Here is a 15,352-nt window from a genome sequence, read left to right as displayed (position 1 = left end):
GCGCGTCATGGTCCGGCCGACGACCGCGGTGACCGTCGTCTACGTCGCGGCGATCTTCCTCAGCACCATGGACACGACGATCGTGAACGTGGCGCTGCCCGCCATCGGCGACGCCTTCTCGATCCCCTCGACGTCGGTCGACTCGATCACCATCTCCTTCCTGGTCAGCCTGGCCGTCTTCATCCCCGCGTCGGGCTGGCTCGCCGACCGCTTCGGCGGCAAGCGGGTGCTGATGACCGCGATCGCGGTCTTCACCGCGGCCTCGGCGCTCTGCGGCTCCGCCTCCAGCCTCGGTGAGCTGGTCGCGTACCGCATTCTGCAAGGGCTCGGCGGGGGGATGCTGGCGCCGGTCGGCATGGCGATGGTGCTGCGGAGCTTCGCCCCGGCCGAACGGGTGAGGGCGCTCTCCATGATCACCATCGCCACGGCCGTCGCCCCGACGCTCGGGCCCACCCTCGGCGGCCTCCTGGTCACGAACCTGTCATGGCGCTGGGTGTTCTTCGTGAACCTCCCCGTCGGGGTCTGCGCGCTGGTCTTCGGCCTGCTGTTCGTCCGGGACCTCGGCGAGCGGCGGGCCGAACGGTTCGACGCCGCCGGGTTCGTGCTCTCCGCGGCCGGGCTGGCGCTGCTCGTGTTCGGCATCTCCGAGGGCCCCGACCAGGGGTGGGACGCGGTGCCCGTACTGGTCGGCATGGTCGCGGGCGCCGCTCTGCTCGCCGCGATGGTGGTCGTCGAGCTGCGGCGGCGCGCCCCGATGATCGACGTACGGCTGTTCAGGGACCGCTGCTTCCGGTCGAGCACCGCGGTCATGACCAGCGTGTCGGTGGCGTTTCTCGGCGCGGTCTACACGGTGTCGCTGCTCCTCCAGGACGGGCGCGACCTCAGCCCGCTCGTCACCGGCCTGACCATCCTGCCGCAGGCCGTGGGCGTGATGCTCGGTTCGCAGCTCGCGAGCCGGGTGCTGTATCCGCGCTTCGGCCCACGGGCGGTCATGACCGGGGGCGTCGCGGGCACGAGCCTGTTCGTCGCGCTGCTCGCGACCGTGGGATCCGGTACGAGCCTGTGGGGTGTCGGCCTGCTGCTGCACTGCATGGGCTTCTGCGTCGGCCTCGTGTTCGTGTCGACCCAGGCCGCGGCGTTCGCGACGATCCCGCAGGCGTCGTCGAGTCGCGCGTCGACCATCTTCAACGTCGGCCGGCGGCTCGGCGGCGCCCTGGGCATCGCCGCGGAGACGACCGCCATGGTGCTGGCCGGAGCCGGTGGGCCGGTCGCGGGGGGCGGGGCGGGGACGCGACCGTACCAGGTGGCCTTCCTCGTGGTCGCCGTGATCAACCTGCTGGCGCTCTGGCCGGCGCTGGCGGTGCGCAACGCCGACGCGGCCACCACCATGCCGCCACTGCCGCAACGCTCCGCGAAACCCGCCGCAGGGAAGGGCTGACCGCCCGCCGCCGGGAGGGCTGACCGTCTGCGGCAGGGGAGGGCTCGCTGATCGAGGCCGGGAGAGGGCTGCCCCTTTCCCGGCCTTTCGCTGCCTCCGTTCCGGCCCTTGTCCGGGCCGCCGCGCCACTGCCACTCGCGCGCACGCGCCGAGCGGCGCCGCGTGGGGCGGCGCCGCTCGGTGGTGTGTCCCAGGAGGGTGGGTCAGCCGACGTCGGCGACCAGGCCGATGCCCTCGACCCCGGCGACGGCCACGGCCTCGTCGTTGTCGGGACGGTCGCCGCTGACCCCGATGGAGCCGAGCAGGGTGCCGTCCTTGTCGCGGATCAGCGCGCCGCCACGCGAGGACGCGATCCGGCCCTCGGAGATCGCTGCCAGGGCGGCGAAGAAGGACGGGTCGCGGGTCGCGTGCCGGGCGCCCGCAGCGCCACCCGCGCCGGTGCCCAGGCAACCCCACGCCTTCGCGTGGGCGATCTGGGGACGCAGGATCCCGGCGCCGTCCTCGCGCTTGACCACGATCGGATGGCCACCGGGGTCGAGCACGGTGACGGTCAGGGGCCGCAGTTCGAGCTCGCGCGCCTTGCGCAGCCCGGCGTCCACGATCTCGGAGGCCTGGCTCAACGACAATGCCACTTCATGGTTCCTTTCCTTGTACGAACCGCCGGATCGGGTGGTCAGACCCGTTCCCGCGCCTTCTCGAACTGGATCGCGCCGTCGCTGGTGATGATGTCGAACTGGTCCGACGGGATGGCCGGCAACTGGATCGGGGGCAGGCCCACGTTGTAGAGCACGGTCTCCTCGACGGCGCTGACGTGGAGCTTCTCGCCGGGCTCGACCTGGAGCGCGGCCAGCTCGCCGATCTCCGTGCCCTCCGCGACGGCCTGGCCCGACAGGACCACCATGAGCTGCTTGCCGGTCTCGGACACCGAGACCCACTCCGCACCGGCGTCGATCTTGACGAACTCGATCCAGAACTGCCGCTCGGTGAACGAGCCGAGGTGCTTGCGCTCGACCCCGTCCGCGCCGGGCACCGGCAGCCAGTTGAAGTGCGCGGGGTTCATGATCAGGACGCTTTGGTAGCGGGGCCGCGGGAACTTCATCTCCCTGCGCTCGCCCCGCCGCGCGATCCCGTCGCGCTGCGCGTCCGGGCCGCGCCCGCGTCCACCGGCCATGCCCAGCCCCGACGCGCCGCCGAACTGCAGCACCAACTGCAGTTGTCTGGGGTCACCGAGCGGGTCGTCCTGGGGACCGTAGGTCTGGCCCTCGGGGAAGTAGCCGATCTCGCCCTCGTGCAGGATGCCCTGTTCGCCCAGGTTCATGTCGCCGATCAGCGGCAGGCGGATCTGCTCGAACGTGTGCCGGTGCCGCGGCATCGAGAAGTCGCCCTCCTGGCGTCCCAGGATGTAGCGGAAGTTCTCCAGCTTCTCGGGCTCACCACCCATGAGCAGGTAGTTGAAGGACACCGTGCCCCTCGGGTGGTCCATGCGGAAGCCGTTCTCGTCGTATGGGGTGATCTTCATCGGTCCTCCGTCGTCTCGCTCGGCTGTCTGTCCAGCTCCACTGCCTAGGATCCAACCTACCTGGTAGGTTGTTGTCAAGGTAGGTAGGGAACCTTGCCGCCCAGCCGAAAAGCCGGGGGAAATCGGGATCGCGGGCGGCGCTACCTACCAAGTAGGCGTAATGTCAGATGCGTGCCAGGCCCTGGCACTCCATGAGGAGCCGCAACGGCCCGGCGCAGAAAGTCGGAGGACGAACGAACCATGGCGACGCCGCAACCACCCAAGCTGTATCGCGGGCGGGTGGCCGACCAGATCGTGGACGACCTGCGTAACCAGATCCTGAGCGGCGCCCTGCCCGACGGGGCCAGGCTGCCGTCCGAGCGCGAGCTGGCGGCCCACTACGACGTCAGCGCCCCCACCATCCGCGAGGCGGTACGCGTGCTGACCGCCATGGGCCTGCTCAACACCAGGAACGGCAGCAGGACCACGGTCACCGCCGACGGCTACACCCTGCTCGCGATGTCCATCGCCTCGGTCGTCCAATTCGGCAAGATGACCGCCGCCGACGTCCTCGGCGTGCTGCGGGCGCTCAACGCGTACGCGGTCGAGCAGGCCGTCGAGCGGGCCTCCGACGACGAGATCGCCGAGCTGCGCAAGGCGGCCGAGGAGGCGGCCGAGCGCCCCGACGTGGGTTCGTCCGCCGAGGCGCTCAAACGCTTCTTCGTGACCCTGTCCGAGATCTCGCACAACCCGCTGCTCGCCGCGCTCTGCCGGGTGATCACGGAGATCCAGTTCGGCATCGCGGTCGAGCTCACCGGCGGCAGCTCCCAGGGCTGGCTGCGGGTCGCGGGGCCGATGCACACGATGCGGATGGACATCGTGGACGCCGTCGCGCGCCGCGACACCGGCACGGCCGTCCAGCTCGTCCACGACTACCACCGCAAGGTCATCGCCCGGCTGCAGTCCGCGCCCCGCGTCAAGGAGATCAGGGAGACCGATCCCGGGCTCGCCGCGTTCCTGTCCTCCTGGCTCAGGTCGAACGTGCGGCTGGGCCAGCAGCCGGGCGGATCCTGAACCACGGGAGGCACTCTCACCCAGGGGGAGCCTCGACCTTGAGCTTGGCTCCCGTGTCGGAGATGAAGATGACCAGCAGTCGTGCCGGCGCCGTCCTGCTGGTGTTCTCCGTGAGCACGTGGTGGGCGCCGGGCGGCTCGACCCAGTTCTGCCCCTGCCGGTACGTACGCACCGGCCCGTCACCGAGCCGGCTGCGTACGGTTCCCTGGAGCACGTAGGCGTAGACGAAGGCGTTCCCGTGCCGATGCGGCACGGCGCGCGCCGCGGGCGGGAAGTCCACGAGCGCCGAGGTGAACGTCTTGCCCGCGACGCCGGGCAACGCCTGGTCGTACAGCGGCGACAGGGTCTCGGGCGGCGGCTGCGTGACCGCGGCGACGGGCATCCCGGCGGCGACGGGCGCCGTGCCGGTCGCGTGTTCGGCCGGGAGAGCGCATGCCGCGGTCACCAGGCCGGCAGCGGTCAGGACCCCGCAGGCGAACCGTACTCGGATCACGACGACTCTCCTCTCGTGCCGGAACTTCCGGGTACGGCTGCCCAGACGTCCCGCATTCGTGCCGAACGCAACCCCAAGCCTTGGTGACAGTGTCCCCATGTACGGGTCGACCTCCGGAGATCTGACCGGGTTCGTGTCCCCTGGGCGGACGCCCGTTCGTCGCCTGGATGTGAACGCCCACCACCGGACGTTCCGGCCGATTCCAGGGAGAGACGCATGTCAGCAGGCACGAGCAACAAGGCGGTCTTCGCCCGCCTCCAAGAGGCCATCAACAGCCGCGACGAGGCGCGCATCGCGAAGATGATCGACGAGATCGTCGAGCCGGACGCGCTGTTCCACTCGCCCGCCCCGACGGACGCGACGGCGGCGCAGGCGCTGAAGCAGGTGTGGACCGTGCTCCTCCGCGCCTTCCCCGACATCCACGTCGCGGTCGAGGACGTGATCGCCGAAGGGGACAAGGTCGTCAGCAGGAACACGGTGACGGGAACCCACCTCGGCGAGTACCGGGGCCTGGCGCCGACCGGCAGGTCCGTCACCTACCACGAGATCTTCATCATCCGGTTCGCCGGTGGCCGGGTGGCCGAGATCTGGGGGGTCGTCGACGTCTTCTCGCAGCTCAGGCAGCTCGGCGCCCTTCCCGGGGGCGCTTTGTGACCAACGGTGGCGAAGATCCCGGCGGCGGTCACCCGGACGCCCGCGTCACCGGGACCTTTGAATCCGCCTCGTTGTGTCGTCGTACTGATGAGTCCGACACCGACGAGCGCAGGGGAGACTCCCGATGAACGTGTTGTTGTGGATCGTGCAGGCGGCCCTGGCCGGGCTGTTCGGCATGTCCGGCCAGGTGAAGCTCCTCCAGCCGAAGGAGAGGCTGGCCGGCAGGTACCCGTGGGTGGACGACTTCTCGCAGGGGGCCGTGCGGTTCATCGGGGTGATGGAGGTGCTCGGCGCCATCGGGGTGGTCGTCCCGGCCGTGACCGGGATCGTCCCCGTCCTGACCCCGATCGCGGCGACCGGGCTGGCGGTCATCGCGGTGCTGGGGGCGGGCACGCACGTGCGCCGCAAGGAGCCGCAGGGGGTCGCGATCACCGCCGTCCTGCTCGTACTCACCGCGTTCGTCGCCTGGGGCCGGTTCGGTCCGTACGGCTGGTGACCGGCTGAGGTCCGCGACGGCCTCGACCGGGCTGCCCCGGTCCGGGCCGAGAGCTCAGAGCTGGTCGAGCCGCCGGGACAGGAACCGCCGTTCGGGGGTCGAGGTGGCCAGGTCGAGGGCCCGGCGGTAGGCCGTTCTGGCCTCGGCGTCCCGGCCGAGACGGCGCAGCAGCTCGCCGCGGGTGGAGTGGAAGTAGAGGTAGCCGTCCAGGTCGAGCCCGTCGACCACGCGCAGCGCCGCGGCGGGGTCACCGGCCTGGGCGAGCGCCACGGCGCGGTTGAGCTCGACCACCGGGGAGCCGGTGAGGCCGACCAGCCGCCGGTACAGCTCGGCGACCTGCGGCCAGTCGATCCGCTCGTGCGTCTGCAGCGACGCGATCACGGCCTGGACGACGTAGGCGCCGCGCCCGCCCAGCGCCAGCGCCCGTTCGAGGACAGCCCGCCCGGCCGCGATCTGGCGCGGGTCCCACAGCGACCGGTCCTGGTCGTCGAGCAGGACGAGGTCCTCACCGGAGAAGCGGGCCCGCCGACGGGCGTGGTGGATCATCATCAGCGCCAGCAGCCCGTGCGCCTCGGGCTGGTCCGGCATGAGCGCGGCGAGCACGCGCCCCAGCCGGATGGCTTCCGCACCGAGGTCGACGCGGCCCCGGTAGCCCTCGTTGAAGATCAGGTAGAGCACGGCCAGCACCGCGTCGAGCCGGTCGGGCAGCAGGTGCGCGCCGGGGACCGCGAACGGGATCCCGGTCGCCTTGATCTTGGCCTTGGCGCGTGACAGCCGTCGCTTCATGGTCTCCTCGGAGACCAGGAACGCGCGGGCGATCTCGGCGGTCTCCAGGCCGCCGAGCGCCCGCAGCGTGAGCGCCACCTGCCCCTCCAGCGGCAGCGCCGGGTGACAGCAGGTGAAGATCAGCTCAAGTCGCTCGTCCTTGATCACGGCGGTGTCGTCGTCGAACTCGTCCATGACGGCCTCGGCCGCCGGCAGCAGGTGGAGCTTCTCGGCCAGGGTGCGCTCCCGGCGGAGCCGGTCGATGGCCCGGTTGCGGGCGGTCGTCACCAGCCACGCCCCCGGGTTCGCCGGTACGCCCGACGCGGGCCAGCGCTGCGCCGCGATCGCGAACGCCTCCTGCGCGGCCTCCTCGGCCCGGTCGAAGTCACCGAGGAACCCGACGAGCGAGGCCAGCACCCGGCCCCACTCGTCACGGAAGACCCCCTCCAGCATGCTCAGCGCCGCACCACCGGCCCGATCACCGGCCCGTCCCGATCACCGCGGGTTTGATCCCCGCGGGTCCGAGCCCCACCGGCCTGACCTCCACCACGCCGCCGAGCCTGGCGGCCGGGATCCGCGCCGCCAGCTCGATCGCCTCGTCCAGATCGGCCGCCTCGATCAGGCAGAAGCCGCCGAGCACCTCTTTGGTGTCGGCGAACGGGCCGTCGGTCATCAGCGTCCGGCCGTTGACCACCCGCACGCTCGTCGCCGTCTCGGCGGACCGCAACTGCGCGCCGCCCAGGTACCGCTCGTCGTCGGCCAGCGCGAAATACTCCGCGTACGCCGCCTCTCGCTCCTCGTCCGACAGCGCGTCGAGGTAGCCGGGCTCGTCGTAGACCAACAGGGCGTACTGCATCGCGACCTCCAGGGCAATGGGCTCTCACCAGCACGACGAACGAGCGGCAGCGCAGGGGACACCTTTCGCGATTCTCTCATTTCGGCAAGGCCGTCACCCGGCCGGAGCGACGGGAGTGTCACTGCGTCGCGGCGGTTCGCAGGGCGTGGAACTGCTTGAGCAGGACGCCGTCGCCGGAGACGCGTACGGAGCCGTCGTCGCCGCGGTTCCACAACCAGAGCAGGAGGGGCACCGCGGCACCGCTCACCTGGGCGTCCCCGCCGGAGCCGGTGGGGACGTCGGCCACCTCCACCCGGCCCGGCCGCCCGCCCTCGCCGGCCACGGCCGCGAGCGACCAGGCGCGCCCTTCCGTGGCCACCGTCATCGGACGCTCGTCCGGCGCGTCGAGCAGGGTGCCGAAGTCGTCCAGCCAGCGGGTGCTCCCGTAGCCGAGGAACAGCTTCAGCACCTCGTCGATGCCGTCGAGCGCGAGGTCGTCGGGGATCGGGGAGACCGGCCCGCCCGCCGCCAGCTCGGCGTCCACGCGGTGGATCACCGTCTCCTGGGCCATGCGGCGGATCCAGAAGCCGACGCTCTGGTCGGGCTCGTGCCAGGTGGCGGCGGGGCCGGACGGTGGGCGTTCGGCGAAGTGGCCGGTCAGCTCCGCGTAGGTGCGGTCCAGCGAGATCACCGGGTCGGGGTCGAACACGCCCTCCGGCCACTCCTCGGGGAAGGCGTTGAGCCGGATGCACTCGGCCTTGTGCAGGTAGACCTCGGAAACGTGTTTCGCGAGATCGCCGAGCGACCAGTCGGGGCAGGACGGGACGCGTACGGACGGGTCTGCTCCGGCCACGGCGGCGCGCAGCCGGGCGAAGTCGTCGTCGAGACAGGCGAGAAGCCGGGGAAAGTCCATCGGGCCATCGAACCAGCCGCCTCCGGCCTTCCTGAACTGGTTTTTCCCGGACCGGATCCCCGGGACCGACCTTCGGGCAGCAGCGCCGCCCAGGAGCCGGGCGGCCGCCCTCACCTGCGCGTGGTGCGGATGGTCAGACGGCCGTAGGTCAGCTCTCCGGAGACCTGGACGTGCAGCGTCCCGGGGCGCGGGCGGCTCGGCGCCCTGCAGACCACGCCGTGCCAGCCGGCGTGCACCGCGTCGGTGTTCGCGCTCGCGCCGGCGGGCAGGACGACCCTGGCGTGGCCGTACGTGAGCCGCAGCTCGATGTCGATCTGCCCGAAGGGGATGTGGGCCCGCGACAGGTCGAGGAGCACTCGGCCGTACTCGGACTCGACGCGCAGCCTGCGCGGGACCAGCCAGTCGCCCGTCCGCGTGACGCGCCCGCCGATGGAGGCGATCTGGAGCACCTCGTCGCCGTGGTCGTCGTGCGGCAGGTCGGAGACGACCGGCTCCAGCTCCTGAGAGGAAGTGGCGGTGAGCGCCAGTTCGAGCCGCTGGTCCAGCTCGGCGGGGCCGAGCCGGCCGTCCGCGTACGCCTGCTGGACCAGCGCGACCGCCCGCTCACGGTCGAGGCGGTCGAGGCGGTCGAAGCCGGGGACGCCGCTCACCTGCTGACCGCCCTCTTGTACAGCCGCGTGGCCAGCGGCACGAACACGGCCAGGAGCACGACGATCCACAGCAGCGACACCGGCACCGCGTGCCGCAGCGGCCAGGCGTCGGGCGCGGGCATGGCCGTACTGGTGTTGCCGAACAGCTCGCGGGCGGCCTGGATGAACGTGGAGACCGGGCTCCACTCGGCGATCGGCTTCAGCGGACCGGGCAGGCGCGCGCTGTCGACGAACGCGTTGGACAGGAAGACCAGCGGGAGCGACACGAGGGTGGCCACGTTGTTGAACACCTCTGGCGTGCGCAGGGTCAGCGCGACCGTCGCCGTCACCCAGGAGAAGGCGTACGCGAACAGCAGCAGCAACAGGAAGCCCAGCAGCGCTTCGAGCGGCGAGCTGTGGATACGCCACCCGACCAGCAGCCCCACCAGCGCCATCGTGACGATGCTGGTCACGTTCATGATCAGGTCGCTGACGGTCTGGCCGGTCAGCACCGCCGAGGGCGACATCGGCAGGGTGCGGAACCGGTCGAAGATGCCCCTCTGCAGGTCCTGGGTGAGGGTGTAACCGGTGATCTGCGCGCTCGTGGTGATCGTCATGACGAAGATGCCGGGGAGCATGTACTCGGCGTAGGACAGGCCGGGCAGCTCGATCATGCTGCCGAAGACGTAGGTGAACAGCAGCACGAACACGATCGGCATCATGATCACGCCGCCCAGCAGGTCGGGCGCTCGCCTGATCTTCAGCGCGTTGCGCTTGGTGATCGTCAGGCCGTCGGCGATCGCCAGTTGGAGGGTGTTCATCGGACGCTCTCCTTGGTCTTCTCGGTGGTCTCGTGTCCCGTGAGGGTGAGGAACACGTCGTCCAGGGTCGGCCGGCGCAGCCCGGCGTCGCGCACGGCGACGCGCTGGGCGGCCAGGTGCCCGAGCGCGCTGGTCAGCGCGGCGGCGCCGCCGGTGACCGGGATCGTCATCTGGAGGGCGGCGGTGTCGGTCTGCACCTCGCCGACGGCCAGCGGCGCCAGCGTCCGCCTGGCGGTCTCCAGGTCGGCCGCGCTCGTCACCGACAGCTCGATCCGGTCGCCGCCCACCTGGTCCTTGAGCTGGTCGGCGGTGCCGAGCGCGATCACGCGGCCGTGGTCGACCACCGCGATGCGATCGGCGAGCCGGTCGGCCTCCTCCATGTACTGGGTGGTGAGCAGCACCGTCGTGCCGTCCGCGACCAACTCGGCGATGACGTCCCACAGGCCCGCCCTGGCCCGGGGGTCGAGGCCGGTCGTGGGCTCGTCGAGGAACAACACCGGCGGGGCGGCGACCAGCGCCCCCGCCAGGTCGAGCCGGCGGCGCATGCCTCCGGAGTAGCCCTGCACCGGGCGGTCGCCCGCCTCGGTGAGGTCGAAGCGCTCCAGCAGCTCGCGGGCCCGCCGCTTGGCGCGCTTGACGCCCAGGTGGTAGAGGCGGCCGACCATCTCCAGGTTCTCGGCGCCGGTGAGGTGGTCGTCGACGGCGGCGTACTGGCCGGAGGCGCCGATGTGCGCGCGCAGCCGGGCGGCGTCGCGCACGACGTCGAACCCGGCCACCGTGGCGTGCCCGGCGTCCGGTCTGAGCAACGTGGTGAGGATGCGCACGGTGGTGGTCTTGCCGGCGCCGTTCGGGCCGAGCAGCCCGAACACCGTGCCCTCTGGGACGGTCAGCGCCATCCCGTCGAGGGCGACCACGTCGCCGTACTTCTTGACCAGACCTTCTGCGACGATCGCGTCAGGCATGAGGATCTCCTTTCCAGGCGGGAACGCGTTCAGGAACGGCGGACGAGGATGTCGCCGTAGGTGGTGTGGGCCCGTGCCTCCACGACCCGGTCGGTCTCGCCGGGGGCGTCGCCGGCGTCGAGGGAGACGGTCACGGTGCCGTACTGGGAGCTCACGTCCAGCCAGGCGGCGGTGCCCTCCCGGATCCCCAGGTCGAGCCCGCCGCCGGTGGTCTCCATGACGACCGATCCGGACACCACCTCGCGGATCTCCACGCTGCCGTACGCGGTCTTGGCGGCGACGCCGGCCAGGGCGCGGTTCACCGTGATGTCGCCGTGGGCGCTGTTCAGCCGCAGCTCGCCGGTCACCTCGCCGAGGCGTACGTCGCCGTGGGAGGTCTTGACCGTGGCGGTGCCCTTCAGCTCGCCGATGTGGATGCCGCCGTGGGTCGTGGTGACCTCGGCGTGCCCGCAGGCGCGGGTCACGGTGATGTCGCCGTGGGTGCTCTTCAGCCGGAGCCGGTCGGCCTGCTCGATCCGGATGTCGCCGTAGGAGGTGGTGATCGTCACCTCGCCGAGCGGGCCGTGGCAGCGCAGGCTCGCCGACGTCTTGGCGTCGAGGCGGGAGCCGGCCGGCAACTCGATCGTCACGTCGATGCTGCCCGGCCCGAGCAGCAGCGAACGCGCCCAGCTCATGGGCGACTCGACGAGCTTGTCGAGGGCCAGGCCCTGGCCGGGGAAGGCGCCGGCGTGCGCCTTGTCGGTCCGCACCAGCAGCCTGCCGTCGGCGTACTCGGCGTGGGTGTGCTGGGCGGCCTGCACGTCGGCGTCGTTGTGCGCGTCGCTCGGGCGGATCTCGACGACGGTGTCGGCACGGTCGCTCGCGTTGACGCGGATCTCGGCGGTCGCCAGGTCGAGGACGGCGAGGATGGGTTCGGGGGTATCGAAGGTCGGCATTCCGGGCCCCTTGTCGTGGGTGGGCATCGTCATGGGCACAGTCGTGGGCACAGTCGTGGGCGCAGTCGTGGGCACAGTCGTGGGTGCGGTCTTCCGCGTGTTCACCGGGGCGGGCGTCAGCGAACCCAGCCGCTGAAGCGGTTGCCGGTCTGCTGAGCCGGGCGCGGGCCGGCGCGGCGGCCGGCGGCGCCGGGTTCGAGCGCGGCGGAGACGGCGCGGACCAGCCAGGCGTTGACCGACAGCCCGTCGCGGGCCGCCGCCTCCTCGATGCGCGGCTTGAGGTGCTCGGGGACCCGGAGCGAGATCCGGGACGTGCCGCCCTCGTCGGCGTCGGAGGGCGGCGGCGGGGCGGGCGGGGGCGCGGTGGGCGGCCGCTCGGCCTGCCCGGACTCACCCCCGCCCGCGAACGAGGGGGCGCTCGGCGGCGGCGTCACGACGAAGGCGGCGTCACGCCCGCGCAGGCGCACCTCGACCGAGCCCGGCGCGAGGTCCTGGGTGATCTCGTCCGCGGCGGTTGACAGGGCCTCCAGCAGCGCGAGCCGGGTGGCCGACTCGAGCGTGGCGGCGAGACGTTCCGCCAGCGCGCGGGCTTCCTCGCCACCCGCTCCCGCGGCGATCGCGAGTTCGCGGCGGAGCTGATCGACATACGGCGCAAGGTCCATGACGTCATCATGACACCACTATGGCGTCATCACAAGTGGAGCTGGACCCTTCATGGCGTCATGGCGACGCCATGCGTGACGGTGCTCGGGTTGCGGGAGTCTGTCCGTGTTGGTGCGCCTTTCGGCTGCCCGGTGGAACGCCGCAGCCAGACGGGCGAGACGTCGGCCGATGGCCATGACGATTGCGCATGGCCACCTTGAGAATGTGTCGCTTGTGGCATGGCCGGTCGGCTGCCTAGCGTGAGTGGCATGAGTCTGATCCAAACGCCTTTCGGTTTTGCCAGCACCGCCGCCGAGGTCGTCGCGGACATCGATCTGACCGGCAAACGCGCCGTCGTGACCGGCGCGTCCTCCGGGATCGGCGTGGAGACCGCGGCCGCACTGTCCGCCGCGGGCGCCGAGGTCACCCTGGCGGTCCGCGACCTCGCCGCGGGCGAGCGCGTGGCCAAGGACATCGGCGCGACCACCGGTGACAGCGTCCCGCACGTCGCGCGGCTCGACCTGACCGACCCGGCGTCCGTCGCCGCGTTCGCCGACTCCTGGACGGGCCCGCTGCACATCCTGGTCAACAACGCGGGCGTGATGGCGAGCCCCGAGCAGTACACCCCGCAGGGCTGGGAGTGGCAGTTCGCCACCAACCACCTCGGTCACTTCGCCCTGGCCACCCGGCTGCACGCGGCGCTGGCGGCCGGCGGTGCGGCGCGGATCGTGGTCGTCAGCTCCACCGGGCACCAACTGTCGCCGGTGGTCTTCGACGACGTGAACTTCGCCTTCCGCCCGTACGACCCCTGGCTCGCCTACGGCCAGTCCAAGACGGCGAACGTGCTGTTCGCGGTCGAGGCGACCCGGCGCTGGGCCGCCGACGGCATCACCACGAACGCGCTCATGCCCGGCGCCATCTACACCAACCTGCAACGCCACACCGGCGGACGCGGCAGCGGGTCGGTCCCGCCCGAGCTGATCAAGACGCCCGCGCAGGGCGCCGCCACCTCGGTGCTGCTCGCCACCTCACCCCTGCTGGAGGGCGTCGGCGGACGCTACTTCGCCGACTGCAACGAGACCGAGACCATCGACCGGCGCGGCGCCGCGCCGCCACTGCACGGCGTGGCCCGCTACGCCCTCGACCCGGAGGGGGCCGAGCGGCTCTGGGCCCTGTCGGAGAAGCTGCTCGCGGAAGGGGCGCCGTGATGGCCGCGCCGAGAGTCGCCCTGGTCACCGGGGCCACCCAGGGGCTGGGCCTGGCCCTGGTCGAAGGGCTCGCCCGCCGCCTGACCGCCCACGACACCGTCTACCTCACCGGACGCCACCTCGACCGCGTCAACCAGGCCGTGGACGCCCTGCCCGGCGGTGGAGCCCGGGTCCGGGGCGAGATCCTCGACGTGGCGGACCGCGAGGCCGCCGCCCGGCTCGCCGTACGCCTGGGGGAGCGCCACGGCGGCGTCGACATCGTCTTCAACAACGCGGTCATGCGCGTGGGCCCCGACGACGACCCGCGCGCAATTGTCGACGACTACGCCGAGGTCAACAACTTCGGCACCACTCGGGTGCTGCGTGCGTTCGCGCCGCTGCTCAGGGACGGCGGCAGGCTGATCGTCGTGGCCAGCTCGCTGGGCACGCTGCACCACCTCGCGCCCGTGCTGCACGACCGCTTCGACGCTCTCGCGTCACTGGAGCAGGTGGACGAACAGGTCGCGGCCTGGCGCGACGCGGTCAAGGACGGCAGCGCCCGCTCAGGCGCCTGGCCCGGCTTCGTCAACATCCCGTCCAAGATCGGCCAGGTGGCCGCCGTGCGCGCCCTGGCCGCGCAGCGCCGCGAACAGGACACCGAACGCGGCATCCTGCTCGCCGCCGTCTGCCCGGGGATGATGAACACCCCGACCTCGGGCATGTGGTGGGACGTCTCCGGCGCGCCCAGCCCGGCCCGGGCCGCCGTCGCCCTCCTGGACCTCGCTCTGGAGCCCGCCAAGCCCGGCCACTACGGCGAGCTGGTCAGGGAGGGGGCGGTCCTGCCCTGGGCTCCCTGGAGGTAGCCGGGGGTGCCAACTGCCCCGACCGATGACTCACCCCCCCGTCCGCCGCCCAGTCGTGCAGGGCGTTGAGCGCGGGGGTCAGCGTGGCTCCCGCCGGGGTGAGGTCGTACTCGACGTGCGGGGGCACCTCGGGTGGGCATCAGACCTCGTCGCCGAGCCTGGAACGGAGGAAGCCCACGACGATGTCCATGACCTGCGTGCTGGTCCAGGCCCTGGCCTGGGGTGACAGGGCCCCGTGCCCCGCGCCCTCCAGCACGTACCTGGTGCTGTCCACCCCGGCGCGGCGCAGGGCGCGATGCAGGCGCGCGGTCTGCACGGGAGCGATGATGCGGTCGTCGTCGCCGTGCAGCAGCAGGAACGGCGGCGTCGCGCCGGTGACGTGGCTGACCGGGTCGGCCCGGGTCACCTCGTCGGGGTGGTCGGCGAACGCCCGGCCGGGCCCCAGCACGTAGGCGGGCAGCGGTGTGCCGGGGGCGGTGGTGGCCGCCGCCGTGTCCGGGTCGAAGCCCGCGGCCACGGTGGCCAGGTGGGTGGCCCCGAACACGTCGACCACCGCGTCCACCCCCGCGCCGGTCAGGGCCGCGACGCCGTGGTCGGGGTCCGTCGCGGCCATGGCGGCCAGGTAGCCGCCCGCCGACTCGCCCCACAGCGCGGTCCTGGCGGGGTCGATGTCGTACCGGGCGGCGTGGGCGCGCAGGAAGCTCACCGCCGCGGCCACGTCGGCCAGCCCGTCGCGGTACGTGGCGCCGTCGCCGACCGTACGGTATTCGACGGCCGCCACCGCGAACCCCGCCTGGGTGACCTGGCGGCGCTGGCGGGCGGCCATCGCGCGCCGGGCCGTGACGAAACCGCCCCCGGGCAGATAGACCACCAGCGGGTGCGGCCCGGGGGTCCGGGGGGTCAGGAGGTCGAGGCGGAGCTTGCGTCCGGCGGCGTACTGGATCCCCCGATGGGCGTGGAAGGCGCGACCGGGCGTGATCTGGTCGGCGGGATCCACCCGCAGCCGGAGGCTGTCGGGGTCGTCGTCAGGGGCGGCCACGCTGGACAGCCGGATCGGGCGGCCGGTCAGCGCGGCCAGGGCCATGATCAGCCGCATTCCGTTCATGCGATGCTCCTCTCGCGCGGGCCAGACCAACGGTAACCTAGT

The 15,352-nt window shown here is 72.1% G+C and carries 19 protein-coding genes; 6 read left to right on the top strand and 13 right to left on the bottom strand.

The window, feature by feature from the left end:
- The first annotated feature begins 7 nt into the window (after window positions 1-7).
- On the top strand, window positions 8-1,438 hold the full coding sequence (locus ABD844_RS00985; RefSeq protein ID WP_344871899.1) for an MDR family MFS transporter: 1,431 nt from the start codon (window positions 8-10) through the stop codon (window positions 1,436-1,438).
- A gap of 203 nt (window positions 1,439-1,641) precedes the next feature.
- On the opposite strand, the gene ABD844_RS00980 is transcribed toward ABD844_RS00985, so the two are convergent.
- Both ABD844_RS00980 and ABD844_RS00975 read right to left on the bottom strand, forming a co-directional pair.
- Complete coding sequence (locus ABD844_RS00980; RefSeq protein ID WP_344871897.1) at window positions 1,642-2,070, bottom strand: GlcG/HbpS family heme-binding protein; 429 nt, start codon at window positions 2,068-2,070, stop codon at window positions 1,642-1,644.
- 41 nt (window positions 2,071-2,111) lie between these two features.
- Window positions 2,112-2,957, bottom strand: coding sequence for a hypothetical protein (locus tag ABD844_RS00975; protein ID WP_344871895.1), 846 nt, complete (start codon window positions 2,955-2,957; stop codon window positions 2,112-2,114).
- A 240-nt stretch (window positions 2,958-3,197) separates the two neighbouring features.
- On the opposite strand from ABD844_RS00975, the gene ABD844_RS00970 reads away from it, so the two are divergent.
- Window positions 3,198-4,010 (top strand): FadR/GntR family transcriptional regulator, encoded by an 813-nt coding sequence (locus ABD844_RS00970; RefSeq protein ID WP_344871894.1) that lies wholly within the window; start codon window positions 3,198-3,200, stop codon window positions 4,008-4,010.
- A gap of 16 nt (window positions 4,011-4,026) precedes the next feature.
- Here ABD844_RS00970 and ABD844_RS00965 read toward each other — a convergent pair whose 3' ends face one another.
- Window positions 4,027-4,503, bottom strand: coding sequence for a cupin domain-containing protein (locus tag ABD844_RS00965; protein ID WP_344871893.1), 477 nt, complete (start codon window positions 4,501-4,503; stop codon window positions 4,027-4,029).
- Window positions 4,504-4,719: 216 nt separating this feature from the next.
- Here ABD844_RS00965 and ABD844_RS00960 point away from each other — a divergent pair, with 216 nt between their 5' ends.
- Complete coding sequence (locus tag ABD844_RS00960) at window positions 4,720-5,157, top strand: ester cyclase (protein ID WP_344871891.1); 438 nt, start codon at window positions 4,720-4,722, stop codon at window positions 5,155-5,157.
- A 124-nt stretch (window positions 5,158-5,281) separates the two neighbouring features.
- Entirely contained in the window at window positions 5,282-5,653 is a 372-nt protein-coding gene (locus tag ABD844_RS00955; RefSeq protein WP_344871890.1) for a DoxX family protein, read from the top strand.
- A gap of 54 nt (window positions 5,654-5,707) precedes the next feature.
- On the opposite strand, the gene ABD844_RS00950 is transcribed toward ABD844_RS00955, so the two are convergent.
- The 8 genes from ABD844_RS00950 to ABD844_RS00915 all read right to left on the bottom strand — a co-directional run bounded on the left by ABD844_RS00950 (window position 5,708) and on the right by ABD844_RS00915 (window position 12,175).
- On the bottom strand, window positions 5,708-6,871 hold the full coding sequence (locus ABD844_RS00950) for an RNA polymerase sigma factor (protein ID WP_344871888.1): 1,164 nt from the start codon (window positions 6,869-6,871) through the stop codon (window positions 5,708-5,710).
- 25 nt (window positions 6,872-6,896) lie between these two features.
- Entirely contained in the window at window positions 6,897-7,274 is a 378-nt protein-coding gene (locus ABD844_RS00945) for a YciI family protein (protein ID WP_344871886.1), read from the bottom strand.
- Window positions 7,275-7,392: 118 nt separating this feature from the next.
- A complete protein-coding gene (locus ABD844_RS00940) occupies window positions 7,393-8,166 on the bottom strand; it encodes a maleylpyruvate isomerase family mycothiol-dependent enzyme (RefSeq protein ID WP_344871884.1) in 774 nt (257 codons plus the stop codon).
- 110 nt (window positions 8,167-8,276) lie between these two features.
- Entirely contained in the window at window positions 8,277-8,816 is a 540-nt protein-coding gene (locus ABD844_RS00935; RefSeq protein WP_344871882.1) for a DUF1707 SHOCT-like domain-containing protein, read from the bottom strand.
- Entirely contained in the window at window positions 8,813-9,616 is an 804-nt protein-coding gene (locus ABD844_RS00930) for an ABC transporter permease (protein ID WP_344871880.1), read from the bottom strand. Before ABD844_RS00930 ends, ABD844_RS00935 begins: the two co-directional genes overlap by 4 nt.
- Window positions 9,613-10,578 carry an ATP-binding cassette domain-containing protein gene (locus ABD844_RS00925; RefSeq protein ID WP_344871878.1) on the bottom strand — a complete coding sequence of 322 codons (966 nt, stop codon included), beginning with the start codon at window positions 10,576-10,578 and terminating at the stop codon, window positions 9,613-9,615. The genes ABD844_RS00930 and ABD844_RS00925 overlap by 4 nt, the downstream gene beginning before the upstream one ends.
- A gap of 29 nt (window positions 10,579-10,607) precedes the next feature.
- Window positions 10,608-11,513, bottom strand: coding sequence for a DUF4097 family beta strand repeat-containing protein (locus ABD844_RS00920; RefSeq protein WP_344871877.1), 906 nt, complete (start codon window positions 11,511-11,513; stop codon window positions 10,608-10,610).
- Window positions 11,514-11,629: 116 nt separating this feature from the next.
- Window positions 11,630-12,175, bottom strand: coding sequence for a hypothetical protein (locus ABD844_RS00915; protein WP_344871875.1), 546 nt, complete (start codon window positions 12,173-12,175; stop codon window positions 11,630-11,632).
- Between the two features lie 249 nt (window positions 12,176-12,424).
- Here ABD844_RS00915 and ABD844_RS00910 point away from each other — a divergent pair, with 249 nt between their 5' ends.
- Both ABD844_RS00910 and ABD844_RS00905 read left to right on the top strand, forming a co-directional pair.
- The gene (locus tag ABD844_RS00910; protein ID WP_344871873.1) at window positions 12,425-13,363 is read left to right on the top strand and encodes an SDR family NAD(P)-dependent oxidoreductase; all 939 of its coding nucleotides are present in this window, start codon (window positions 12,425-12,427) and stop codon (window positions 13,361-13,363) included.
- Window positions 13,363-14,205: an SDR family NAD(P)-dependent oxidoreductase gene (locus tag ABD844_RS00905; protein WP_344871871.1), complete on the top strand. Its 843-nt coding sequence runs from the start codon at window positions 13,363-13,365 to the stop codon at window positions 14,203-14,205. The genes ABD844_RS00910 and ABD844_RS00905 overlap by 1 nt, the downstream gene beginning before the upstream one ends.
- On the opposite strand, the gene ABD844_RS00900 is transcribed toward ABD844_RS00905, so the two are convergent.
- Together ABD844_RS00900 and ABD844_RS00895 are read right to left on the bottom strand one after the other, a co-directional pair.
- A complete protein-coding gene (locus ABD844_RS00900; RefSeq protein ID WP_344871869.1) occupies window positions 14,165-14,332 on the bottom strand; it encodes a winged helix-turn-helix transcriptional regulator in 168 nt (55 codons plus the stop codon). The two genes, ABD844_RS00905 and ABD844_RS00900, sit on opposite strands and share 41 nt — an antisense overlap.
- Window positions 14,333-14,344: 12 nt before the next feature.
- Window positions 14,345-15,310, bottom strand: coding sequence for a prolyl oligopeptidase family serine peptidase (locus tag ABD844_RS00895; protein WP_344871867.1), 966 nt, complete (start codon window positions 15,308-15,310; stop codon window positions 14,345-14,347).
- Between the last annotated feature and the right edge of the window lie 42 nt (window positions 15,311-15,352).

The sequence above is a fragment of the Nonomuraea antimicrobica genome (assembly GCF_039536965.1).
Taxonomy (GTDB): Bacteria; Actinomycetota; Actinomycetes; order Streptosporangiales; family Streptosporangiaceae; genus Nonomuraea; species Nonomuraea antimicrobica.
Note: the sequence above shows the minus strand (reverse complement) of the source record. Positions and strands in the feature narration are given on the sequence as shown.